We start from the raw sequence: 21,856 nt of genomic DNA on the forward strand, positions 1-21,856 counted from the left end.
TCTCCGTTTTAACGCTCCCTCGGGCTCGGAAACGAAACGGAAGCTTATGCGTTCCGGCTAAAGTGGCGTTCGCCCGCTCACGAATTGTTCCAGGGTTTTTTCGGCGAGCCGGTCAAAAGATCGTGCATGAAGCTCAATTTCCGCGCCGTCACCTCGGAAATCACGAAGGGGTAGAGGTCCGGCAGGCCCATGCAGCGGTTGATCGAGTTGGAGGCCTCCGACAACACCAGCCAGCGGGCGAGAATCTTTTCGAACGGTTCCGGGACCGGGTCGGGATCGGCTGGCGCCGGTTGCAGGCGGCCGCCGGTATCGTCGCGCGGGACGGCATCGGCATCCACCGTCTCCAGGCGCCCCAGCGGGAAATTCAGCGCATGCACCATTTCCAGCGTGTCGGTGATGTGGAGGTGGTGCGCGAAGGTCTCGGCCCAGTCCTCCCAGGGGTGCGCGGTCGCATAGGCCGAGATGTGGCGCTGCTGCCAGTCGGGCGGCGCGCCATTGGCGTAATAGCCCTTCAACGCCTGCTCGTAGTCGGCTTGCTCGTCGCCGAACAGGGCGCGGAAGGCCGAAAGCCGGTCCGCATCGTCGCGGATCAGCCGATCCCAGTAATAGTGGCCGAGCTCGTGGCGGAAATGGCCGAGCAAGGTGCGGTAAATCTCGCCCATCTCGACGCGCCGCCTTTCGCGCTCGGCGGAATCGGCCTCGGCGACGTTGAGCGTGATCAGGCCGTTGTCGTGGCCGGTCAGGATGCGCTCGCCGCCCGGGCCGGCGCCGATCGGATCGGCGAGGAAGTCGAAGGCGAGGCCGACCTCATCCTCCGGGTTGACCTTCGGCGCGACCGGCAGGCCGAAAGCCAGCAGCGAATAGACGGCGCGTTTCTTCGCCGCTTCGACGCGGATCCAGCGCTGGCGGTTGCCGTCAACCGACAGGTCCGGGATCAGCTGGTTGAGCGCGCAGGCGCGGCAGAAGTTGTGGTCGGGCTCGGCGCGCCAGTTGCAGGCGCATTCGTCGGCATTGCCGCATTGGAAGATGCCCTCGGCGCCGGACAGAAGGAAACGCGCCTGGTCCGGGTCGTACAGCACCAGGCTGGAGCAGTTCAGGCACTGGGCATTTTCGAAATAGAGACGGTGGCCGCAATTTGGGCAGTCGAACAGCTTCATTTTATCTTCAACATGCAGAGCAGGCAGTGAGCGGGCTTCTTCAAACGCGAGGCTCCGCCCAGTGTTCCGGGATCATTTTGCCGCAAGCTCAGCGATGACCTGGCGGGCCACGCTCTCGCCCGAGAGCCTGGCGCCGCCGCAGGTCTGGATCAGCGGTCCGGCGACATGCTCACCGGCAAAGAAGATCTTTTCGGCAACAGGCTGCATCAGCGTCGCGCGCGCCTGCGAGCGGCCCGGCCGCGCGGCGGCGTAAGCGCCGCGCACGAAGCGCTCGGCGCCCCAATTGGTCATCATGGCGCGGCCGACATGCTTTTTCACGTCGCCGCCGAAGATGCTGCAGAGCCGGTCGATAGCGAAGTCGACCCCGGCCGCCTCGCCTGCCACCGACATTTCCCAGGCGAAGTCGCCGCCGACGAAGCCGACCATCAGGTCGAGATCGAAGGGAAAGCAAAGGAAATAGATGTCGTGCCTGGCCATGCGCTCGATCAGCAGGTCGTCGAAGGGCTCGAGGCCGAGCCTTGTGCCTTTGATCTCGATCGGCAGCTTGGTCAGCATGCCCATGGGCAGGTCGAAAAAGGCGCCGAAATGGGCGTCGGGCAGCGCCGGCGAGAATTCGATCTCCTCGAAGGCGAGCACGGCCGGCGAAGCGGTGACGATGACGGCCTTGGCCCGCACCGTGCCGCGATCGGTGACGCAGGCGACGCCCGGTACATCCCACAGGATCCGGCGAACCGGCGTCGACAGTTCGACCGGCACGTCGGCGCCGAAATGCGCGACCAGCGCGCCAAAACCTTCCTTGCTGAAGTAGTTCGGGTCGAGATCGGCGGCGGCCTGGAAGTCGCGGATCGAGATTTCGTCCTCGTCGGCGCCGAAATCCATCGGGCCGGCGAAGGTGGCGGCGGCGCGAGGGGCATGGCCCTTGGCCATCAGCGCCGACAGCCGGTCGTCGTCGCCATCCCGGACCTGGTGCGCGGCAAGCAGCTCGAACAGCTTGGCGTCGGCCGCCTTCATCTCGGCTTCCTCGTCCTCGCTCGCCTTGCGGTCGCGATAGTAGAGGTGGTCGACATTCATGTCGTGGTGATGCAGCGTCCAGCCCGCCGCCTTCGCCTCCGGGAAATACGGGTTGCGGTCGGCGGCGTGCAGCCAGGCGCAGCCGATGTCGAAGGGCACGCCGAACTGCCGGTCGCTGGTCCAGGCGCGGCCGCCGATGCGGTCCATGGCTTCGAGAAGGGTGAAGGAAAGGCCGGCCGCGCGCAGCGTCTTTGCCGCCGCCAGCCCCGCGGAGCCGGCGCCAATGATCACCACATCAACGTCTTCCATGAGGCAAGCCCGCCACAGTTAGTCCTTGATCGTAGGCAAATTGGCCGCCTTTCGCCAGTGCCGGTCACCGCTTCCCCGCGGGGGCGGTGACAATCCGGCGTTTCGCTGGCAAATTCGCAACCGGGACGTGATTCAGGCAACCAGGAGAACAGCATGGCATTGTTTGCCAAGGGAAGGATTTTCGCGGCGGCGGTGGTGGCGTCGCTGGCGCTGGCAACGGGCGCGCAGGCCGCCGCCAGTTGCGGCAAGAACGCCGCCGGCTTCGACGCCTGGAAACAGGATTTCGCCGCCGAGGCCAGGGCCAATGGCGTCGGCCAGAAGGGCCTGTCGGCGCTGGCCGGGGCGACCTACGCGACCAGGACGATCGCTGCCGACCGCGCTCTCCACAAGGCCTTCAGCGGCTCGGTGGAGGCATTCATGAAGCGTCGCGGCGGTGCGGCGATCATCTCGCGCGGGCGGGCGCTGAAGAAGTCGAATGCGGCGCTGTTCGACAACATCGAGCGCACCTATGGCGTGCCGCCGGGCGTGCTGCTCGCCATCTGGGGCATGGAGACCGGCTTCGGCGCCGCGATGGGCAACCAGAACACCGTCTCGGCGATCGTGACGCTGGCCTATGACTGCCGCCGCCCGGATTATTTCACGCCGCATGCCATCGCCGCGCTCAAGCTGGTCGATAGCGGGGCATTGAGCGCCTCATCAGTCGGCGCCATGCATGGCGAGATCGGCCATACCCAGTTCCTGCCCGGAAACGTCATGAAATACGGCGTCGGCAGCAGAAACCTGCGCGACAGGAATACAGCGCTCGCCTCCACCGCCAACTACCTCAAGGCGCATGGCTGGCACGCCGGCGCGAGCTATGAGGCCAATATGGGCGCCATCGCCGGCTGGAATTCTGCAAGTGTCTATCAGCAGGCCATCGCCCGCATCGGCGAGGCGATCGACGCGAATTGATCGAATCCTGATTCGGCGGGAAAGCCCGGCCAATATGTGCCGGGCTTTTCTTGTTTATGGGCTTGGACATTGGTGAAAGCGCGAATCCCCACCCTTGAGCAGCACTCAAGGGAGGGATGTCGCCGAAGGCGACAGAGGGGGTCTTTGCGCGTGAAGCGGCGACCTATCCTTCGTCATTCTAGGGCGGAGCAAGGAGCGAAGCGACGCGCGCAGACCCTAGAATCCATGCCGTGACATCGGCCGTAGAATGCAACGGTCCAGAATAGCCGTTGGCGATGGCACTAGGTAAGGTCGCAGCATGACAGGCTACGTCTACATGACCGCGAGCCAGAAAGGCGGCACGATCTATATCGGCGTCACCAACGATCTTGCTCGCCGGATGCCCGAGCACAAGACAGGCCAAGGCTCCAGCTTCGCCAGCCGGTATGGTGTGCAGCGTCTGGTCTGGTACGAGGAGTATTTCGACATCACCGATGCCATCCAGCGTGAGACGTCATTGAAGCGCTGGCCGCGCCGATGGAAAGTTGAATTGATCGAGAAGACCAATCCGGTATGGTTCGAGCTCCTTCGCGGAATTGGCTGGTGATCGTTCTGCACCGCTGCGACGCTCATGCGTCACGGCATGGATTCTAGGGTCTGCGCGCGTCGCTTCGCTCCTTGCTCCGCCCTAGAATGACGAAGTCCGGGCTGCCGGGACCGCACACTGTCTGCCTTGCCCTTGCGGGGAAGGCAAGCAACTATCAGCCCCTGCGGCTCCTCGCCGCCAGCGTCCGCAGCCGCAATCCATTGAGACGGATAAAGCCCTCGGCGTCCTTCTGGTCGTAGGCGCCGCGGTCGTCCTCGAAGGTGACCAGCGCATCGGAGTAAAGCGTCTTCTTCGACTTGCGGCCGGTAACGATGACATTGCCCTTGTAGAGCTTCAGCCGCACCGTGCCTTCGACATCTTCCTGGCTCTTGTCGATCATCGCCTGCAGCATGACTCGCTCGGGCGAGAACCAGAAGCCGTTGTAGATAAGTTCGGCGTAGCGCGGCATGAACTCGTCCTTGAGGTGCGCGGCACCGCGGTCGAGCGTGATCGATTCGATGGCGCGATGCGCGGCGAGCAGGATGGTGCCGCCGGGCGTTTCGTAGACGCCGCGCGACTTCATGCCGACGAAGCGGTTCTCGACGAGGTCGAGGCGGCCGATGCCATTGTCGCGGCCAAGGTCGTTCAGCGCCGCCAGCATGGTCGCCGGCGACAGCTTCTTGCCGTTGAGTGCGATCGGATCGCCCTTGAGGAACTCGATCTCGATCTCGGTGACGACGTCGGGCGCGTCCATCGGCGATACGGTGCGCTGATGCACGAATTCCGGCGGCTCGCCCCACGGATCCTCCAGCACCTTGCCCTCGGAGGAAGAGTGCAAAAGGTTGGCGTCGACCGAGAAGGGCGCTTCGCCGCGCTTGTCCTTGGCCACCGGGATCTGGTGCTGCTCGGCGAAATTGATCAGGTCGGTGCGCGACTTGAACGACCAGTCGCGCCACGGCGCGATGACCTTGATGTCGGGGTTGAGCGCATAGGCCGAGAGCTCGAAGCGGACCTGGTCGTTGCCCTTGCCGGTGGCGCCGTGCGCGATGGCGTCGGCGCCGGTCTCCTTGGCGATCTCGACCAGATGCTTGGAGATCAGCGGCCGGGCGATCGAGGTTCCAAGCAGATAGGTGCCTTCATAGACGGCATTGGCGCGGAACATCGGGAAGACGAAGTCGGCGACGAATTCCTCGCGCACGTCGACGATGCGGATATCCTTGATGCCCATCATCTCGGCCTTCTTGCGGGCCGGCTCCAATTCGCCGCCCTGGCCTAGATCGGCGGTGAAGGTGACGACTTCGGCGCCGAGCTCGGTCTGCAGCCACTTCAGGATGATGGAGGTGTCGAGGCCGCCGGAATAGGCGAGCACGACTTTCTTGACGTTTTTGATCTTGGACATTTTGGCGGTTCCGCGGGGAAAAGTTTCGCGGGCGAGGTATCACGGCCTTTCCGGGCGGCGCAAGAGACGAACGCTTGCCGGGTCATGGCATAGGCTGGGCCAGAACTTTGCGCCGGCAGATGCTGGCGGCGGCAAAACCGTCGGGTTAAAGGCCGCGCAGTGATCTCTCAGGTGCGACCGATGTCCTTCATTCCCGATACTTCGACGTTGATCCAGTTCGCCATCGCGACAATCATCCTGGCGATCACGCCGGGGCCGGACATGACACTGTTCGTCTCGCGCACGCTGAGCCAGGGCCGCGCCACCGGCTTCGCCTCGATGGCGGGTGCGCTCTGCGGCACGCTGATCCACACCACTTTGGTGGTGGTCGGCATCTCGGCGCTGATCGTCGCCTCGCCGATGGCCTTCTTCGTGCTGAAAATCTTCGGCGCCGGTTATCTGGTGTTCCTGGCCTTTCAGGCGGTGACCAAAGGCTCGGCCTTCTCGCCGGAGAAGAAGACCGGGCCACAGGTTTCACTGTTGCGCAGCTGGGTCGCAGGGCTTGGCGTCAACCTGCTCAACCCCAAGATCATCCTGTTCTTCATGACCTTCCTGCCGCAATTCGTCTCCGCGCATGATCCGGACGCGTCGGGAAAACTGTTCTTCCTCGGCGTGATGTTCGTCGTGCTGTCGACCCCGGTGACCGTGCCGATGGTGCTGGCGGCGGAGAAGTTTTCGGCGGCGATGAAGGCGAGCCCCCGCGTGACGCGCGTGGTCGACTATCTGTTCGCCGGCGTCTTCTCGGGCTTCGCGCTGAAAATCCTGACGGCGCAGGCGAAGTAAGCGCCGCTCGGCGCCTGCGGCAATCGACAAGGCGTCAGCGAAACACCTTCACCGCATGCCGTGCCAGGGCGATCGTCGCCGCGACGGCGATCAGCGCACAGACGCCCGGCCAGCCCCATTGGCCGTAGATCTTGACGCCGATCCACGAGCCGGCGCTGCCGCCGAGGAACACGCAAGTCATGTAGGCCGTGTTGAGCCGGCTTCGCGCATCGGGTCGGATCGCGAAGACGCGTGCCTGGTTGGCGGTCTGGCCGCTTTGCACGGCGATATCGAGAAGCAGCATGCCTGCCGTCAGCGCCAGCAGGCCTGTCATTCCGCCAAGCCCGCCGCCGAGCAGGACGATCGCCGCCGCGATGCCGGTGACGAAGGCGAGCGGGCTGACGAAATCGGGGCCCTTGCGGTCAATCAGCCGGCCGGCGATCGGCGTGCAGAGCACGCTTGCCGCGCCGACCAGGGCGATCAGCCCGACCGCCTGGCCGCCAAGGTGGTAGAGCGGTCCGCCGAGCAAAAGGGCAAGGCTTGTCCAGGCGGCGGTGAAGCCGCCGAACATAAGCGCCTGGTAGAGGCAGGAGCGGCGCAGTTCCGGCTCGTCGCGAAAGAGGATGAAGGCCGCGGCGACCAGCGAAGGGTAGCGCTGCGAGGATGTCGGCGCCGTCCTCGGCAGCACCAGACCGAGCAGGATGGCGAACACGAACAGCGCCGCCGCGGCGACGAAATAGGGTCCGCGCCAGCCGAGATGCTCGCCGAGGAAGCCGCCGAAGGTGCGGGCCAGGAGAATGCCGGCCAGCAATCCGCTGAGCAGCGTGCCGGTGACTGCGCCGCGCCGTTCCGGCGGCATCAGGCCCGCCGCCATTGGCAAAAGGATCTGCGGCACCACGGTGGTGATGCCGGTCACCATGCTGGCGAGTGCCAGCACCGGCAGCGTCGGCGCCTGGCTGGCGATCAGGAGCGCGGCGGCCGTCAGCGTCAGCAAGGTCGCGACGAGCGGGCGATGCGGAAACCGGTCGCCCAGCGGCACGAGTAGGAGAAGGCCCAATGCGTAGCCGAGCTGCGCGGTGGTGACCACCAGCGCCGCCGTTTCGGCCGGGACATGCAGGTCGGATGCGATCAGCAGCGTTATGGCCTGGGGGAAGTAGATGGTGGCGACGCTGACGCCGCAGGCGATGGAGAGGATGAACAGCAGGCCGGCGCTCAGGCCGGAAGGGCCGTGCTCGGCCGGTTGATCGAACCGCGCCGCGACGGCCGCGGCCGACCCGCCATTCTTTTCACCTTCGGCCAAGGGCCCGCTCCTCGTCGGTAGGATTTGCCGGAAATGTCTCGGCCACGTGCGCCGAAGTCGATTCGGGCAGCCTGTTCAACTCGCCGGGTTCTGGCATGATCCGCCGCGGAAAAGTCTGCAACTTTTCGTCATCGGCTCAACGTTCGTCATCGGGCAATGGCGCACGGCGCCAGCTGCCGGCCCAGCGGCCGGCGGAAAGCCAGTAAAAAATGCCGCCGACCATGCCGCTGCCGATCACCGCCAGTTGGCTATTGGTCTCGGTGACGTCGAAATTGGCATCGCCGGTCGCGTGAGCGAAGCCAAGGAAAACGATTGCACTGATCGCGCCGCCCAGCGCGTAGAAAAGCCAGTCGCGGCGATTGAGCACCTCCGCGATCAAGATCACGACGGTCACCGGCATGAAAGCGAAATAGGCGACGAACAGCGCCACGAAGGGCACCGAGAAATAGAGCGAGGCGGTTGCCGCCGGCTCCGGATCGCCCGTCATGTAGCCGTGATAGGCGAGGAACAGGATGTTGAGGAAGGCGCTCGCCGCCAGCGAGGCGACGACATAGCCGATCAGGATGACGGCGAAGCGGACGAGATAGGCGATGAGGCGGACCATCCTACGCTATCCGGAGATCGGAAGGAGTCGTGTCAAGGTCAGCCGATAAACGATCCCGCATAGGCTGCCTCCCACGATCAAGAACCCCAGCATGTCCAGGCCGGGCAACCTTTGCATCGTTGGATACACCAGCATCTCGGCAAATATGAGGATCCCGACGAGAGCGCCACCCACTATGAAATTTGGCCACCCTCGCTCTCGGGTCAGCTCGGACAGCACGATGAGTGGCACTGCGGGCAGTGCGCCATACACGGCGGCAACTGTCGCGCCGGCGATCAAGGCCAGCACCGTGTCCGCCAGGTCGAAGAAGAACTCGCCGCTACGCCACACGAACAAAGCGTTATCGTACAAAAGATACAGGAGAGGCATGACAAATGACGCGATTGCAAAGCAAACAGCGGCGGCTGCCAATCGCCGGATGAATCTCACGCCTCGCCGTGCCCCGCGATCATCATAGCTTCCAGCGCCAGGCGGTCGACCTTGCGCATGCGCTCCGATTCCGATTTGAGCTGGCCGCAGGCGGCGAGGATGTCGCGGCCGCGCGGGGTGCGGATCGGCGAGGCGTAGCCGGCATTGTTTATGTAGTCGGCAAACTTCTCGATCGTCTCCCAGTCCGAGCACTGATAGTTGGTGCCGGGCCAGGGGTTGAACGGGATCAGATTGATCTTGGCCGGAATGCCCTTCAAGAGCTTGACCAGCGCCTTGGCATCCTCGAGCGAATCGTTGACGTCCTTCAGCATCACATATTCGAAGGTGATGCGCTTGGCGTTGGAAAGGCCCGGATAGGCCTTGCAGGCGGCGATCAGGTCTTTCAGCGGGAACTTCTTGTTTATAGGCACCAGAAGGTCGCGCAGGTCGTCATTGGTGGCATGCAGCGAGATCGCCAGCATGACGCCGATCTCCTCGCCGGTGCGGGCGATCTCCGGCACCACGCCGGAGGTCGACAGCGTGATGCGTCTTTTTGACAAAGAAAGTCCGTCGCCGTCGGAGGCGATCAGCAGCGCCTTCTTCACCGCCTCGAAATTGTAGAGCGGCTCGCCCATGCCCATCATGACGATGTTCGAAACCTTGCGCCCTTCGGCCGGCACGATGGCGCCGTCGGGCGTGTCGCGGTCGGGGAAGTCGCCGAGCCGGTCGCGCGCGGTGAGCAATTGCGCCAGGATCTCTTCCGTCGTCAGGTTGCGCACCAGCTTCTGCGTGCCGGTGTGGCAGAAGGAGCAGGTCAGGGTGCAGCCGACCTGCGAGGAGATGCAGAGCGTGCCGCGGCCTTCCTCTGGGATATAGACGGTCTCGATCTCGACCGGACGGCCGGCGCCGCGCGGCGGGAAGCGGAACAGCCATTTGCGCGTGCCGTCGGCGGAAATCTGCTCCTCGACGATTTCGGGCCGGGCAACGGTGAAGTGCTTGCCGAGCTCCGCGCGCAAATCCTTGGAGATGTTGAACATATGCGCGAAGTCGGAGACGCCGCGCACATACATCCAGTGCCAGAGCTGCTGGGCGCGCATCCTGGCCTGGCGCTCCGGCACGATGCCGGCGCCGACCAGCGCCTCGCCAAGCTCGGCGCGGGTCAGGCCGATCAGCGTCGGCTTCTCGGCGGTGCGGGCGCGCAAGGCGTCACGGGCGCCCTCGGCGGTAAGGTCAAGCGAAACGGTCATGGTGGCGCCAATATAAGCGATTTGCGGCCGATTTCAGCATCCGCCGGATTTGGGAAGCGCGGCGCATAGCACAGGTTGACGGCGGAGTCATGCTCCGGCCTTTCCTTCTCCCCTTGTGGGAGAAGGTGGATCGGCGCGTAGCGCCGAGACGGTTGAGGGGTGTTCCAGGGAACACCAGCGTCTCACTCCGCTGGAGCACCCCTCATCCGACCGAGCTTCGCTCGGCCACCTTCTCCCACAAGGGGAGAAGGGGGGAGCCGCGACTGGCAGCACCCTACTCTTGAGTATCCACCTTGCTGCGATGGCCGCTGACCTGCGCGCCGTCTTCCGGGTGCAGGAAGAAGAAGCCGGGAATGGGCAGCAGCGGGATCACCGCCGTCAGCAGGAACGCCCAATGGAACTGGTCCGCCGTCGGCGCATGCGCTTGGCTGGAGACGAGGCCGAGCACCATGGCGGCGATCGAGACGCCGAGCGACACGCTGAGCTGCTGCAGCACGCCGCCCAGGCTGGTGGCGCGGCTGAGTTTTTCCCCCGGCAGGTCGGCATAGGACAGCGTGTTGGACGACATGAACTGCGCCGAACGGACGATGCCAAAGCAAAAGACGTACAGGCCGATCGCCCAATGCGGCGTGTCGGCATCGAGCAGCGAGAAACCCGCCACGGCAAAAGCGCCGACGACCGCGCTGCCGGTCAGCACGGCCTTGAAACCGAAGCGCCGCAACAGCAACGACAGCAGCGGCCGCATCAGAAGAGCGCCGAAGCTGCCGACGAAGGTCAGCGATCCGGAGGTGACCGGGCTCATGCCGAAGCCGACCTGCAGCATCAGCGGCAACAGGAACGGCGCGCCGTTGAGGCCGATGCGGCACAGGCCGCCGGCCAGCGTGCCGACCCAGAAGGAGCGAAAGCGGAACAGCGTCAGATCCACGGCAGGTGCCGCAACGCGGCGGGCGTAACGGCCGAAGGCGAGCAAGAGCAGGATCGAAGCGGCCAGCACCAGCACGGTCGCCAGCGGCGAAATGACCGGACGGCCGATATTCTCCAGGCCGAACTGCAGGAGTGCCGCGCCGACGCCGACCATCAGGAAACCGGCGAAGTCGAAAGGCTGCGCATCCTCCTCATGGAAATCGTCGACGAAGCGCAAGGCGGCGACGATGCCGATCAGGCCGAACGGCACGTTGACGTAGAAGATCCAGCGCCAGGAGGCATAGGTGGTCAACAGGCCGCCGAGCAGCGGCCCGATGACGGGCCCCACGATCGCCGGCAGGGTCATGTAGGTCATGGCGGTGATCAGGCCGCTGCGCGGAAAGGAGCGCAGCAGGATCAGCCGCCCGACCGGCGTCATCATGGCGCCGCCCAGCCCCTGCAGCGCACGCATGGCCAGGAGCATGCCGACGTTCTCGGCCACGCCGCACAACACCGAGCCGATTGTGAAGGTGAACAGCGCCAGCGCAAAGATGCGGCGCGCGCCGTAGCGGTCGGCGAACCAGCCGCTGACTGGGATGAACACGGCCAAGGTCAGGATGTAGGTGGTGACCGCGAGATTGAGCCGCACCGGAGTGGTGTCGAGGCTTTGCGCGATCGCCGGAATGGCGGTGGTGAGGATGGTGGAATCGAGCTGCTCCATCAGGAAGGCGATGGCGACGATCGACGGGATGATCAGTTTGAGCCGCGGGTCGCGCTCGGTCGCAAAGAGATGCTGTTCCAATTGTCGGCCAATTCCATTGTGCAGGAAGCGGTGACCAGTCCCGAGCCATCCGCAATCAAGCCGGCGATCCACGCCGTGCAGCCCAGCCGGCCTGGCCTCCCGCCGCACAGGACTGCTTTATGTCCCGGCCGATGCGAAGCGGTAGTTATTTCGACTGGTACAGCGGTCAACAAATCTTGACCCGCCTGTGCCAGGAAGGCGGCCGGCTCGCTCCGTTGTCGGCCGAAAATCGATCACATGTTCGTGTTGGCGTAACCAATCGAAATGCATCCGCGAAGCTGGAAAGGGGCGACCATGCCCCTCAACAATGGGAGTTCTCCGCATGCATTCGATCAAGTTCGTTCTTATCGCCGGCCTCGTCGGTCTCTCCGCCTCGCAGGCCCTGGCCGAGGACGCGATGGGCGCCATGACCATGATGAAGCCTGGCCAGGTGACGGCGGTCATGCCCGACGGCCATATGGGAACCATGATGCCGGACGCGAAAATGAGCGCCGAAATGATGAAGATGGCGAAGCCGGTCAAGCATTGCATGATGATGATGACCGACGCCAAGGGCAAAACCTATATGATCGACACCTCGACCAAGAAGGCGCAGGCCGAGTGCGAAAAGATGGCCATGTGAGCCATTCCGGGCGAGCCATGACACCCGCCGGGCAAGGTCCGGCGGGAGCAACCGGCTCCCGTATTTTCGCTTGGCTGTCACGATCCTCGTGACTGACCGGGCGCCGGCCGTCGCCATCGTTCCCCAGGGTTGATCGGCCCCGCCATTGTGCTAGGCCGGGCCATCACGAGGATCGACATGGCCGGACTATCGCGAAAATCCCGCATGCTGCGGCGTTCCCAGGCGATGTGGGTGTCGCGGCGCGTCTGGCAGCCGCGGCTGGTCTTCTGGGCCGGCGCCATCTCGATCGGGCTGATCAGCGTTCTCTTCGCGATGATGGCCGACCAGGCGCAGGCGCTGTTCCACCTTGTCATCGGCAATGACGGCGGCCGGCGCTTCTATCTGCCGCTGGTGATGACGCCGCTGGGCTTCGTCTTGTGCGCCTGGCTCGCGCATTCCTTCTTCCCCGGATCGCAAGGCAGCGGCATCCCGCAGGCGATCGCGGCACGGCATCTGCGCGACGACGAGGATCGCAGCCACATCCTGTCGCTCAGGCTGGTGGTCGGCAAGATCGCGCTCACCGTCGTCGGGCTCGCCTGCGGCGCCTCGATCGGACGCGAAGGGCCGACGGTGCAGGTCGGCGCCTCTGTGATGCTGCAGGCGGCGCGCTGGGGCGGCATGGCGCAGGCGCGGGGCTTGATCCTGGCAGGCTCGGCCGCGGGCATCGCCGCCGCCTTCAACACGCCGCTCGCCGGCATCGTGTTTGCCATCGAGGAGATGGGCCGCGCCTATGAATCGCGCACCAACGGCCTGGTGCTGACGGCGGTGATCCTGGCCGGCCTCGCCTCGCTCGGCCTGCTCGGCAACTACACCTATTTTGGCGTGGCCAAGGACACGGTGGCGTTCGCCGGCGACTGGCCGCTGGTGCTCGCCTGCGGCATCATCGGCGGCGGTGTCGGCGCGCTGTTCTCGCTGCTCGCGCTCAGGATCGGGAGGCGAATACGGCGCTGGAACGCGCTGCAGCCGCTGCCGCGCGCGCTGGCCGTGGCGGCATGCTGCGGTCTGCTGGTCGCGGTTATCGGCATCGGCTCAGGCGGGCTGACCTTCGGCACCGGGTATGCGCAGGCGCGCGGCGCCATCGAGGGCGCGCCGCTGCCGGCCTTCTTCTTCGTCGAGAAATTCGCGGCCGGGCTTTTGTCGATGGTGTCAGGCATTCCGGGCGGCATTTTTGCGCCGTCGCTGGCGGTCGGCGCCGGCCTAGGCAGCACGCTCGGCCTGGTCTTCGGCGCCGCCACCGGCACCGCGGCACTGCTCGGCATGGCCGGTTATTTCGCCGGCGTCGTGCAGGCGCCGATGACCGCCTTCGTCATCATCCTCGAAATGACTGGCAACCACGACAATGTGATCGCGCTGATGTGCGCGGCGGTGCTGGGCTACGGCACGGCGCGGCTGATCTCCAACGAGCCGCTCTACCACGCGCTGTCGCGGGTGTTCATCGCCGAGGCGATCCGGCGCAGGCGGGCCGAGGTGCCGTCAGCCCAGGCTTGAGTCCCACAAAGCGGTCGTTCAAACAAAAAGGCCGAACCCTTCGGTCCGGCCTCTATATCGGATAACCCTGCTTTGGTTATTTGCACTTGGCGATCGACGACAGCGCGGCCGAAATGCCTTTCAGCGAGAAGACATAGGAGGTCGGATTGCCGCGGCCGGACTTCGCCGTCACCTTCATGTCGGTGCCGGTCTTCATGGCGGCGATCAGCACCGGCTCTTCCGCCGCGTTCTCGACCCAGGCCGACTTGCCGCGGGTGAACATCGAGAACGACTTCTTGTCGATGGTGACGGTGGCCTTGGAGCCTTCCTGGAAATTGTAGCCCGCGATGAACTGCGGCTCGTAGGAGACCTGCTGTCCGGGACGCTGGCTGACGAAGAAGAACATGTCGCCATGGTCGAGCGACGGCGGCTGCTTGTCGGTCGGCACGGTCAGCACGTAGCAGACCTTGCCGGCCTGCGACTGATAGCTGTAGGTGCCCCAGGCATTGTGCTGGCCGATCTTGGTCGCCTGCTGAGCCAGCGCCGGCGCCGCGAAGGCGGCCACCAGGGCCAGGCTGGAAACTAGAGCTGTCAATCCGCGCATCGTTCTTCCCGTATTCCAAATGGTGCGGAGGCGGGCCGCATGGCGTCCTGCCGTCGCTTCATTTTGATTTAATCAGGGTTACCAAACGGTGAATTTTCCTCGAAGAAAGGAGATCACCCCAGGAAACCGCCCCCAAAGCACGTCACGCCGAGGGGTTCGAGCGACGTGCTTTGGCCTTCTTGTCTTTTGCATGTCGTTTTCCCAAAACCGCTACGCACTTTTGGGCGACATGCAATTGTCACGCTGCTGCCTGTGGTTGTCAGCGCGATGTCCCGGCGCGAACTTGGAGGCCACGAAAACGGCAAGAGTTTGTCTTTTCGCGCGAGGCGGTTGCGCGGGTCGCGTCATGCGGTTTTTCCGCGCGGCGATCAGCCCTTGTCGTCCAGCGCATCCCTGGCGGCCTGCCTGTGGGCGGCGGTGATATGGGTGCTGACGGCGGTGATCGCCGCGGTCAGCACGGCAAGGTCATCGGTGTAGCCGAGGCCGACGACGAAGTCGGGGATGAAATCGAACGGCAGCACGAAATAGCCCAAGGCGCCGAGCAGGATCGCCTTGGCGCGCAGCGGCGTGTCCTTGTCCATGGCGCAGTAATAGGAGGCGACCACCTCGTCCATGAACGGGATCTGCCTGGCGGCCTTCTTGGCGGTACGCCAGAATTTCTCGCGCACCTCGCCTTCGCCGGCAAGCTTGTCGCCGAAGCCGAAGTAATCAAAACCGGGACCTTGCGCCATCCGTCACTCCTTGGCGACCGTGCACATGGTTGCGCATCGGTCCGCCGCCGAAAGATGTGGTGAAAGCAGGGGGCGGCTGCAAGAGTTCAGTGGTTGGTCGATTAGGAAAATCGGAGAGGGATGCTGACCGGAGGGTAGGCCGGGTTGCAATCGCCTGGTTCCGCGATTGGCCGAGCCATCCCTCCGATCGTCATCCACGGGCGGAGCAAGGAGCGAAGCGACGCGCGCAGACCCGAGGATCCATGCCGTTACTTTCGAGAGCCGCTCACGGTGCAGAATTCTGCGCCGCTGCATTCTTCGACCAAGGTCATGGAATGGATCCTCGGGTCTGCGCTCCGCTTCGCGTCGCTCCGCCCGTGGATGACGAAGGCTGAGGTGGCCGCTCGCCTCAGCCGAAATACCGGTTCATCCGCTTGGCCAGCTCGATATCCAGCGCCGTCACGCCGCCGGCGTCATGGGTGTTCAGCGTCACGTCGACGGTCTTGTAGACATTCGACCAGTCGGGGTGATGGTCCATCTTCTCGGCGGCCAGCGCCACGCGGGTCATGAAAGCGAAGGCCTCGGAAAAATTCTTGAAGACGAAGCTGCGTTTGATCGAGGCGCCGTCGGTGGCCAGCGACCAGCTGCCGAGTTCGGCAAGGGCAGCGGTGATGGCGTCCTTGCTGAGTTTTTCTCTCGTCATGATGATTTCCCGTGCTATCTCGAATTCGACCCTCACCATAGTGCAAGTCGCCCACAGCTGCTTTGCGGTTTTGGGGTTCCAAATGCACAAACGGCGCATATCGAATGAGCATAAAGCCGATAAATTCCATTCTGTTCGTCTGCCTCGGCAACATCTGCCGGTCACCGCTGGCTGAGGGCGTATTCCACAGCGTGCTCTCCGAGCGCGGACTGGCCGGGCACATCAGGCTCGATTCGGCCGCGACCAGCGGCTGGGAGGTCGGCTCCGCTCCCGATCCGCGCTCGATCGCGGTCGCCGCCGAGCATGGCGTCGACATTTCAGGGCAAAGGGCGCGCAAGGTGCTGCAGGAGGATTTTTCGCGATTCGACCTGATCCTCGGCATGGACCGGGCCAATGTGCGCGATCTCAAGGCGCTGGCGCCGCAGGCCGCGCGCCAGCGTGTCCATCTCTATCTGGATTTCACGACGGGCGCCGCCCGCGACGTGCCGGACCCCTATTACGAGGACCGGCAGGCCTTCGCTTCTGTCTACCGCATGATCCGTGAGGCGTCGGAAGCGCTGGCGAAGCGGCTCGAGGCCAATGTGTCGCCGACCAGCGGCCAGGCCTCCTCGACGATGTAAGGGCCGCCGCCGACCGAATCGCGCGACGACATCAAGACGAAGCGGCCGACGCGGAAGGGCGTTGCGGAGAAATTGCCACGCGCCGACAGATATTGCGCGACGTCGAGCGGGTTTCCATTGCGCAGCCTGGCCAGCGTCACATGCGGCGAGAACTTGCGGGCATCGGCCGGCAGGCCGAGGCGCTGGCAGATGCGGTCGATTTCGCCCTGCAGCGCCACAAGGTCGGGCGAAGTGGCGACCCCGGCCCATACCGCATGCGGCTTCTTGCCGCCGAAGGCGCCGACGCCCGACAGCGTCAATTGGAAAGAAGGGCGATGCACCCGATCGAGCGCATTGGCGATCTCGTCGGCGACATGGCCTTCGATATCGCCGAAGAAGCGCAAGGTGAGGTGGTAGTTTTCGACGTCGATCCAGCGTGCTCCGGGCAATCCCCCCCGGAGCAGGGATAGGGAGAGAGCGGCATCACGCGGAATTTCGAGGGCGGTGAAAAGACGTGGCATGTGAAGCCTCCTGTCCTCGAATCGAAACTCTCAGCCTTAGCGAATCATCGATACCCGCCTGGGGCAAGCGGTTTGTTGTCCACAATGTTTCCCCAAGGGAAACCGTTGCATTCCGGACTCATGAGGCACCTCATGACGCGCCGCCATTGTCGGCGATCGCCTTCTCGACCACGGGAAGGATGCGCTCGACCATCACGTCGACGCCACGGGGATTGGGATGCAGGCCGTCCTCCAGCTGCAGATCCGGGTGCCCGGCGACGCCGTCGAGGAAGAACGGATAGAGCGGCACCCCGTATTTCGCGGCGAGCCGCGGATAGATGGCGTCGAAAGCCTCCTGGTAGTCATCGCCGAGATTGGGCGCGGCGCGCATGCCGGCGAGAAGCACTGGAATCTTGCGCTGCTTCAGCTTTTCCAGCATGGCGTCGAGGTTCTTCCCGGGCACGTCGGGCGAAACGCCGCGCAGCATGTCGTTGGCGCCGAGCTCGAGGATGACCAGCCTGGTGCCGTCCGGTACCGACCAGTCGAGCCGCGCCAGCCCGCCGCTGGAGGTATCGCCGGACACGCCGGCATTGGCGACGCTGATATCATAGCCCTTGGCCTTGAGCGCCGCCTGCAGCCGGTCGGTGAAACCTTCGCCCGGACCGAGGCTGAAGCCCGCCATCAGGCTGTCGCCGAAGCCGACGATGCTGAAGGTCTCGGCGCGCGCCGGCGACATGGCGCCGAAAAGTCCAAGAAAAAGCATGAAGGCTGCGGCAAAACGGTGTTTGAAAGCCATGCGGCGAGCCCCATATGACCGGAACAATCCCTGGAGGAGACTAAGCCCGTCTCCTTTTTTCATATATAGGACGCTTTCATTGTGACAGAAGCCGTCATCGCGCTGAGGGATGTATCGCTGACGCTCGGCGAGGGTGCTTCCTCCGTCCATGTGCTGAAAGGCGTCAGCCTCGACGTCGCGGCCGGCCAAGCCACCGGCATCGTCGGCCCCTCGGGCTCCGGCAAGTCCACTCTGCTGATGGTTCTGGCAGGTTTGGAAAGGGTCGATTCGGGCACGGTACGAATCGCCGGCGAGCCGCTAAACGGCAAAAGCGAGGACCAGATTGCATCGTTTCGTGGCCGAAACATTGGCATCGTCTTCCAGTCCTTCCATCTCATTCCCAACATGACGGCGCTCGAAAATGTCGCGGTACCGCTGGAGCTTGCCGGCCATGCCGATCCGTTCGGCGTGGCGGCGCGGGAACTGGCGGCGGTGGGCTTGAGCGACCGTGTGACGCATTATCCGGGCGAGCTGTCCGGCGGCGAGCAGCAGCGCGTAGCGATCGCCAGGGCGCTTGCACCCTCGCCGCGCATCCTCATTGCCGACGAGCCGACCGGCAATCTCGACCAGGCGACGGGCCGGCAGATCGCCGACCTTCTGTTCGCCAAGGCGGCCGAGCGCGGCATGACGCTGGTGCTGGTCACACATGATCCGGCACTCGCCGCGCGCTGCGCCCGCCAGGTTTCGATGCGCTCGGGGCGGATCGAGGATGCGCCGAAACCGGTGAAGGTGCCGGCCTGATGCGGACATTGAAGCTTGCCATCCGCTTCTCGCTGCGCGAGATGCGCGGCGGCCTGTCCGGCTTCCTGATCTTCCTCGCCTGCATCGCGCTCGGCGTCGCGGCGATCGGCGGCGTCAATTCGGTGGCGCAGGCGATCACCGCCGGCGTCGCCAATCAGGGCCAGACCCTGCTCGGCGGCGATTTGCGCTTCCAGATCAACCAGCGAAGCGCGTCCGAGGCCGAGCTCGGCTTCATGAAAAGCCTCGGCACGGTCTCGCTCAATTCCGGCATGCGTTCGATGGCGCGGTTGGAGGACGGGTCCGACCAGGCTCTGGTGGAGGCCAAGGCGGTCGACGACGCCTACCCGCTTTACGGAAGGCTCGAAACCGATCCGCAACTCCCGAAAGCGCAATTGTTCGGCGAAAAATCCGGCGTGTTCGGCGCCGCGGCGCCCGATCTGTTGTTCGACCGCCTCAATCTTCGTATCGGCGACAGGCTGAAGCTCGGCAGCGCCACCTTCGAGTTGCGCGCCAGGCTGGTCAGCGAACCGGATGCGGTTTCCGACGGTTTCGGCTTCGCGCCGCGGCTAATGATCTCGCGCGAGGGGCTTGCCGCGTCCGGCCTGGTGCAGCCCGGCAGCCTGGTCGAGAACGCCTATAAGGTGCGCCTGCCCGACGGCACGTCCGAGGCGCGGATCAAGGAGGTCCAGGACCAGGCGTCCAAGGACTTTCCGCAGGCCGGCTGGTCGGTCCGCGCGCGCGGCAATGCAGCACCCGCACTCTCCGCCAACATCGAGCGTTTCTCGCAGTTCCTGACTCTGGTCGGGCTGACGGCGCTGGTGGTCGGCGGCGTCGGCGTGGCGAACGCCGTGCGCGCCTATCTCGACGGCAAGCGCGGCGTCATCGCCACCTTCAAGAGCCTGGGCGCTTCCGGCGGCTTCGTCTTCACCGTCTATCTGGTGCAGATCCTTTTGATCGCCGGGCTGGGCATCGTGCTCGGGCTGATCCTCGGCGCCGCGATGCCCTTCGTGGCCAGTGCGCTGCTGCAGTCGGTCATCCCGGTGCCGGCCGAAGGCGGCTTTTATCCCGGCGCGCTCGCCATGGCCGCGCTATTCGGTCTCCTGGTGACGCTCGCCTTCGCGCTGTTGCCGCTCGGCCGTGCCCGCGACGTGCCGGCCACCGCGCTGTTCCGCGAAATGGGATTCGAGAGCCGCGGCCTGCCGCGCCTGCCTTATGCGGGTGCTGCGCTGGCGATCGTCGTCGTGCTGGCGGGGCTTGCGATCCTTTCGTCCAACGACCACCGCATCGCCTCGATCTTTGTCGGCGCCACCGTCTTTGCCTTCCTTGTGCTGCGGCTGGTGGCGCTCCTGGTGCAGTGGGCGGCCAGAAAGAGCCCGCGTGTGCGCTCGGTACCGCTGCGCTTGGCGCTCGGCAACATCCACCGCCCCGGCGCGCTGACGCCGTCGGTCGTGCTGTCGCTTGGGCTCGGCCTGACGCTGTTGGTGACGCTGGCGCTGATCGACGGGAATCTGCGGCGCCAGATCTCGGGCAGCCTGCCGGAGCGGGCGCCGAACTTCTTCTTCGTCGATATACAGAGCGGCGATGTCGATGCCTTCGCCAGTCTGGTCGGCAAGGAGTCGCCAAACGGAACGCTGGTCAAGGTGCCGATGCTGCGCGGCCGCATCATGGCGCTCAACGGCGTCGATGTCGCCAAGCTGCCGATCCCCGCCGACGGCGCCTGGGTGCTGCGCGGCGACCGCGGCCTGACCTATGACGCCAAGCAACCGGAGAATGCGACGCTGACCGAAGGTGCCTGGTGGCCGGAGAACTATGCCGGCGAGCCGCTGGTGTCCTTCTCGGCCGAGGAAGGCAAGGCGATCGGATTGAAGCTTGGCGACACCGTCACCGTCAACGTGCTGGGTCGCAACGTCACCGCGAAGATCGCCAATTTCCGCCAGGTGCAGTGGGAAACCATGGGCATCAATTTCGTCATGGTCTTCTCGCCCAACACCTTTGCCGGGGCGCCGCATGGCTGGCTGGCGACGCTGACGGACAAGGGTGCCACCACAGCCGACGACGCAAGGCTGCTCAACGCCGTCACCCGCGCCTTTCCGGCGGTGACGACGGTGCGGGTCAAGGATGCGCTCGACATCGTCAACCGGCTGGTGGCGCAGCTCGGCACGGCGATCCGCACAGCTGCCGGCGTGGCATTGATCGCCTCTGTGCTGGTGCTTTCCGGCGCCTTGGCCGCCGGCAACCGGGCGCGCATCCATGACGCGGTGGTGCTGAAGACGCTGGGCGCGACGCGGCGCACGCTGATTGCCGCCTTCTCCTTAGAGTATATGCTGATCGGCCTCGCCACCGCGCTGTTCGCGCTCGCGGCGGGAGGTGTGGCGGCCTGGTTCGTCGTGGCGCATATCATGACGCTGCCCTCGCACTTCATGCCGGAAGTGGCAGTGGTGACGATCCTGGTCTCGCTGGCGGTGACCGTCGGCATCGGTCTGGCCGGCACCTGGCGGGTGCTCGGCCACAAGGCGGCGCCGGTGCTGCGCAACCTGTGACACGCATGGGTTCGAGCCGCCCGTCCGGTTAAATCTTTGTAAGAATGCGCCGGGAAGGGCCGGAAACCGGCCTTTTTTGGAGTCTCACAAGGCGTTACACCCTGTTACCGTCTTGTTCTTGACGCCAAGAACCATCATATTTCGCCGCAGGCATGCTGGAGTCCCGCACAGCGGCGCCCGGTCTTATGGGATAACCCCAAAGACCTGTCACCGGACGGGGCAGAAGCAACAGAGGATTTCCAATGGCTGATCCCATTCGCAACTACCAGACGGGCGCCGCCTCCGGCGCGCGCGTCGATATCGATCAGGGCCTGCGGGCCTATATGATCAAAGTCTATAACCTCATGGGGCTTGGCCTGTTGATCACCGGCCTTGCCGCCTGGGGCGCATTCCAACTCGCCGTCACCGGCGACGGCCAACTGACCGCCTTCGGCCAGCTGATCTATGCCAGCGCGTTCCGCTGGGTCGTCATCTTCGCTCCGCTCGCCGCCGTGATGTTCCTGTCGTTCAGGATCCAATCGATGAGTGTGGCCGCGGCGCAGACGACGTTCTGGGTCTATGCCGGCCTTGTCGGCCTGTCGCTGTCGACGATCTTCCTGATCTATACCGGCACCAGCATCACCCAGACCTTCTTTGCGACAGCCGCTGCCTTCGGCGGTCTGTCGCTCTACGGCTACACGACGCGGCGTGATCTGACTGCGGTCGGCTCGTTCCTGATCATGGGCCTGATCGGCTTGATCATCGCCTCGCTGATAAACATCTTCCTGGGGTCGCCGGCTTTGGCCTTCGCCATCTCGGCGATCGGCGTGCTGATCTTCGCCGGCCTGACCGCCTACGATACGCAGAAGATCAAGGAGATGTATTTCGAGGGCGATGCCATGGATACCGCCGGCCGCAAGGCGATCATGGGCGCGTTGAGGCTCTATCTCGACTTCATCAACCTGTTCATGTTCCTGCTGCAGTTCATGGGCCAGCGCCGTTAAGGTAGTCCAATCAGAGCTGGACCACAGATTTCGCGAAGGGCGGCCCAATGGCCGCC

General features: G+C 64.7%; 22 protein-coding genes. 9 read left to right on the forward strand and 13 right to left on the reverse strand.

Annotated elements, in window-relative coordinates; translation table 11 throughout:
• Positions 1-77: 77 nt before the first annotated feature.
• Together FJ988_RS12885 and FJ988_RS12890 are read right to left on the reverse strand one after the other, a co-directional pair.
• A complete protein-coding gene (locus FJ988_RS12885) occupies positions 78-1,157 on the reverse strand; it encodes a putative zinc-binding metallopeptidase (RefSeq protein ID WP_140818143.1) in 1,080 nt (359 codons plus the stop codon).
• Positions 1,158-1,229: 72 nt separating this feature from the next.
• Complete coding sequence (locus FJ988_RS12890; protein ID WP_140818145.1) at positions 1,230-2,477, reverse strand: NAD(P)/FAD-dependent oxidoreductase; 1,248 nt, start codon at positions 2,475-2,477, stop codon at positions 1,230-1,232.
• Positions 2,478-2,630: 153 nt separating this feature from the next.
• On the opposite strand from FJ988_RS12890, the gene FJ988_RS12895 reads away from it, so the two are divergent.
• Positions 2,631-3,428: a lytic transglycosylase domain-containing protein gene (locus FJ988_RS12895; protein WP_140818147.1), complete on the forward strand. Its 798-nt coding sequence runs from the start codon at positions 2,631-2,633 to the stop codon at positions 3,426-3,428.
• Between the two features lie 298 nt (positions 3,429-3,726).
• Positions 3,727-4,014 (forward strand): GIY-YIG nuclease family protein, encoded by a 288-nt coding sequence (locus FJ988_RS12900; protein ID WP_140818149.1) that lies wholly within the window; start codon positions 3,727-3,729, stop codon positions 4,012-4,014.
• A gap of 154 nt (positions 4,015-4,168) precedes the next feature.
• Here FJ988_RS12900 and FJ988_RS12905 read toward each other — a convergent pair whose 3' ends face one another.
• Positions 4,169-5,392, reverse strand: coding sequence for an argininosuccinate synthase (locus FJ988_RS12905; RefSeq protein WP_140818151.1), 1,224 nt, complete (start codon positions 5,390-5,392; stop codon positions 4,169-4,171).
• A gap of 180 nt (positions 5,393-5,572) precedes the next feature.
• Between FJ988_RS12905 and FJ988_RS12910 the strand changes: the two genes are divergently transcribed.
• Positions 5,573-6,214, forward strand: a complete 642-nt coding sequence (locus tag FJ988_RS12910; protein WP_140818153.1) for a LysE family translocator — start codon at positions 5,573-5,575, stop codon at positions 6,212-6,214.
• A gap of 34 nt (positions 6,215-6,248) precedes the next feature.
• On the opposite strand, the gene FJ988_RS12915 is transcribed toward FJ988_RS12910, so the two are convergent.
• From FJ988_RS12915 to FJ988_RS12935, 5 genes are all read right to left on the reverse strand, one after another.
• The gene (locus tag FJ988_RS12915; RefSeq protein WP_210242759.1) at positions 6,249-7,493 is read right to left on the reverse strand and encodes an MFS transporter; all 1,245 of its coding nucleotides are present in this window, start codon (positions 7,491-7,493) and stop codon (positions 6,249-6,251) included.
• Between the two features lie 136 nt (positions 7,494-7,629).
• Positions 7,630-8,097 (reverse strand): hypothetical protein, encoded by a 468-nt coding sequence (locus tag FJ988_RS12920; RefSeq protein ID WP_140818155.1) that lies wholly within the window; start codon positions 8,095-8,097, stop codon positions 7,630-7,632.
• 6 nt (positions 8,098-8,103) lie between these two features.
• The gene (locus FJ988_RS12925; RefSeq protein ID WP_140818157.1) at positions 8,104-8,508 is read right to left on the reverse strand and encodes a hypothetical protein; all 405 of its coding nucleotides are present in this window, start codon (positions 8,506-8,508) and stop codon (positions 8,104-8,106) included.
• A gap of 14 nt (positions 8,509-8,522) precedes the next feature.
• Positions 8,523-9,752 carry a 23S rRNA (adenine(2503)-C(2))-methyltransferase RlmN gene (gene rlmN / locus FJ988_RS12930; RefSeq protein WP_140818159.1) on the reverse strand — a complete coding sequence of 410 codons (1,230 nt, stop codon included), beginning with the start codon at positions 9,750-9,752 and terminating at the stop codon, positions 8,523-8,525.
• Between the two features lie 274 nt (positions 9,753-10,026).
• A complete protein-coding gene (locus FJ988_RS12935) occupies positions 10,027-11,457 on the reverse strand; it encodes a DHA2 family efflux MFS transporter permease subunit (protein ID WP_246688524.1) in 1,431 nt (476 codons plus the stop codon).
• A 322-nt stretch (positions 11,458-11,779) separates the two neighbouring features.
• Between FJ988_RS12935 and FJ988_RS12940 the strand changes: the two genes are divergently transcribed.
• Together FJ988_RS12940 and FJ988_RS12945 are read left to right on the forward strand one after the other, a co-directional pair.
• Positions 11,780-12,079 carry a hypothetical protein gene (locus FJ988_RS12940; protein WP_140818161.1) on the forward strand — a complete coding sequence of 100 codons (300 nt, stop codon included), beginning with the start codon at positions 11,780-11,782 and terminating at the stop codon, positions 12,077-12,079.
• A gap of 177 nt (positions 12,080-12,256) precedes the next feature.
• Positions 12,257-13,606 (forward strand): chloride channel protein, encoded by a 1,350-nt coding sequence (locus FJ988_RS12945; RefSeq protein WP_140818163.1) that lies wholly within the window; start codon positions 12,257-12,259, stop codon positions 13,604-13,606.
• A 76-nt stretch (positions 13,607-13,682) separates the two neighbouring features.
• Here the strand turns inward: FJ988_RS12945 and FJ988_RS12950 are convergent, their stop codons facing one another.
• From FJ988_RS12950 to FJ988_RS12960, 3 genes are all read right to left on the reverse strand, one after another.
• The gene (locus tag FJ988_RS12950) at positions 13,683-14,189 is read right to left on the reverse strand and encodes an invasion associated locus B family protein (protein ID WP_140818165.1); all 507 of its coding nucleotides are present in this window, start codon (positions 14,187-14,189) and stop codon (positions 13,683-13,685) included.
• A gap of 368 nt (positions 14,190-14,557) precedes the next feature.
• Positions 14,558-14,920, reverse strand: a complete 363-nt coding sequence (locus FJ988_RS12955) for a YkvA family protein (protein WP_140818167.1) — start codon at positions 14,918-14,920, stop codon at positions 14,558-14,560.
• A gap of 388 nt (positions 14,921-15,308) precedes the next feature.
• Positions 15,309-15,602, reverse strand: a complete 294-nt coding sequence (locus FJ988_RS12960; protein WP_140818169.1) for a 4a-hydroxytetrahydrobiopterin dehydratase — start codon at positions 15,600-15,602, stop codon at positions 15,309-15,311.
• 104 nt (positions 15,603-15,706) lie between these two features.
• Between FJ988_RS12960 and FJ988_RS12965 the strand changes: the two genes are divergently transcribed.
• Positions 15,707-16,222 carry a low molecular weight protein-tyrosine-phosphatase gene (locus FJ988_RS12965; protein ID WP_140818171.1) on the forward strand — a complete coding sequence of 172 codons (516 nt, stop codon included), beginning with the start codon at positions 15,707-15,709 and terminating at the stop codon, positions 16,220-16,222.
• Here FJ988_RS12965 and thpR read toward each other — a convergent pair.
• Both thpR and FJ988_RS12975 read right to left on the reverse strand, forming a co-directional pair.
• Positions 16,129-16,722, reverse strand: a complete 594-nt coding sequence (gene thpR / locus FJ988_RS12970) for an RNA 2',3'-cyclic phosphodiesterase (protein WP_140818173.1) — start codon at positions 16,720-16,722, stop codon at positions 16,129-16,131. The genes FJ988_RS12965 and thpR overlap by 94 nt on opposite strands.
• A gap of 130 nt (positions 16,723-16,852) precedes the next feature.
• Positions 16,853-17,497 carry an arylesterase gene (locus FJ988_RS12975; RefSeq protein ID WP_140818175.1) on the reverse strand — a complete coding sequence of 215 codons (645 nt, stop codon included), beginning with the start codon at positions 17,495-17,497 and terminating at the stop codon, positions 16,853-16,855.
• 81 nt (positions 17,498-17,578) lie between these two features.
• Between FJ988_RS12975 and FJ988_RS12980 the strand changes: the two genes are divergently transcribed.
• The 3 genes from FJ988_RS12980 (at position 17,579) to FJ988_RS12990 (ending at position 21,800) form a co-directional block, all read left to right on the forward strand.
• A complete protein-coding gene (locus FJ988_RS12980; RefSeq protein WP_140818177.1) occupies positions 17,579-18,277 on the forward strand; it encodes an ABC transporter ATP-binding protein in 699 nt (232 codons plus the stop codon).
• Positions 18,277-20,817 carry an ABC transporter permease gene (locus FJ988_RS12985; RefSeq protein ID WP_140818179.1) on the forward strand — a complete coding sequence of 847 codons (2,541 nt, stop codon included), beginning with the start codon at positions 18,277-18,279 and terminating at the stop codon, positions 20,815-20,817. The genes FJ988_RS12980 and FJ988_RS12985 overlap by 1 nt, the downstream gene beginning before the upstream one ends.
• A 242-nt stretch (positions 20,818-21,059) precedes the next feature.
• On the forward strand, positions 21,060-21,800 hold the full coding sequence (locus FJ988_RS12990) for a Bax inhibitor-1/YccA family protein (RefSeq protein ID WP_140818181.1): 741 nt from the start codon (positions 21,060-21,062) through the stop codon (positions 21,798-21,800).
• The last annotated feature ends 56 nt before the right edge of the window (positions 21,801-21,856 follow it).

It is taken from the genome of Mesorhizobium sp. CU3, assembly GCF_006442965.1.
Taxonomy (GTDB): domain Bacteria; phylum Pseudomonadota; class Alphaproteobacteria; order Rhizobiales; family Rhizobiaceae; genus Mesorhizobium.

Bases quoted from the DNA above. Each gene is read 5' to 3' on its own strand.
- FJ988_RS12885 (WP_140818143.1), bottom strand. From the start codon at position 1,157: ATGAAGCTGTTCGACTGCCCAAATTGCGGCCACCGTCTCTATTTCGAA.
- FJ988_RS12890 (WP_140818145.1), bottom strand. From the start codon at position 2,477: ATGGAAGACGTTGATGTGGTGATCATTGGCGCCGGCTCCGCGGGGCTG.
- FJ988_RS12895 (WP_140818147.1), top strand. From the start codon at position 2,631: ATGGCATTGTTTGCCAAGGGAAGGATTTTCGCGGCGGCGGTGGTGGCG.
- FJ988_RS12900 (WP_140818149.1), top strand. From the start codon at position 3,727: ATGACAGGCTACGTCTACATGACCGCGAGCCAGAAAGGCGGCACGATC.
- FJ988_RS12905 (WP_140818151.1), bottom strand. From the start codon at position 5,392: ATGTCCAAGATCAAAAACGTCAAGAAAGTCGTGCTCGCCTATTCCGGC.
- FJ988_RS12910 (WP_140818153.1), top strand. From the start codon at position 5,573: ATGTCCTTCATTCCCGATACTTCGACGTTGATCCAGTTCGCCATCGCG.
- FJ988_RS12920 (WP_140818155.1), bottom strand. From the start codon at position 8,097: ATGGTCCGCCTCATCGCCTATCTCGTCCGCTTCGCCGTCATCCTGATC.
- rlmN (WP_140818159.1), bottom strand. From the start codon at position 9,752: ATGACCGTTTCGCTTGACCTTACCGCCGAGGGCGCCCGTGACGCCTTG.
- FJ988_RS12940 (WP_140818161.1), top strand. From the start codon at position 11,780: ATGCATTCGATCAAGTTCGTTCTTATCGCCGGCCTCGTCGGTCTCTCC.
- FJ988_RS12945 (WP_140818163.1), top strand. From the start codon at position 12,257: ATGGCCGGACTATCGCGAAAATCCCGCATGCTGCGGCGTTCCCAGGCG.
- FJ988_RS12950 (WP_140818165.1), bottom strand. From the start codon at position 14,189: ATGCGCGGATTGACAGCTCTAGTTTCCAGCCTGGCCCTGGTGGCCGCC.
- FJ988_RS12955 (WP_140818167.1), bottom strand. From the start codon at position 14,920: ATGGCGCAAGGTCCCGGTTTTGATTACTTCGGCTTCGGCGACAAGCTT.
- FJ988_RS12960 (WP_140818169.1), bottom strand. From the start codon at position 15,602: ATGACGAGAGAAAAACTCAGCAAGGACGCCATCACCGCTGCCCTTGCC.
- FJ988_RS12965 (WP_140818171.1), top strand. From the start codon at position 15,707: ATGAGCATAAAGCCGATAAATTCCATTCTGTTCGTCTGCCTCGGCAAC.
- thpR (WP_140818173.1), bottom strand. From the start codon at position 16,722: ATGCCACGTCTTTTCACCGCCCTCGAAATTCCGCGTGATGCCGCTCTC.
- FJ988_RS12975 (WP_140818175.1), bottom strand. From the start codon at position 17,497: ATGGCTTTCAAACACCGTTTTGCCGCAGCCTTCATGCTTTTTCTTGGA.
- FJ988_RS12985 (WP_140818179.1), top strand. From the start codon at position 18,277: ATGCGGACATTGAAGCTTGCCATCCGCTTCTCGCTGCGCGAGATGCGC.
- FJ988_RS12990 (WP_140818181.1), top strand. From the start codon at position 21,060: ATGGCTGATCCCATTCGCAACTACCAGACGGGCGCCGCCTCCGGCGCG.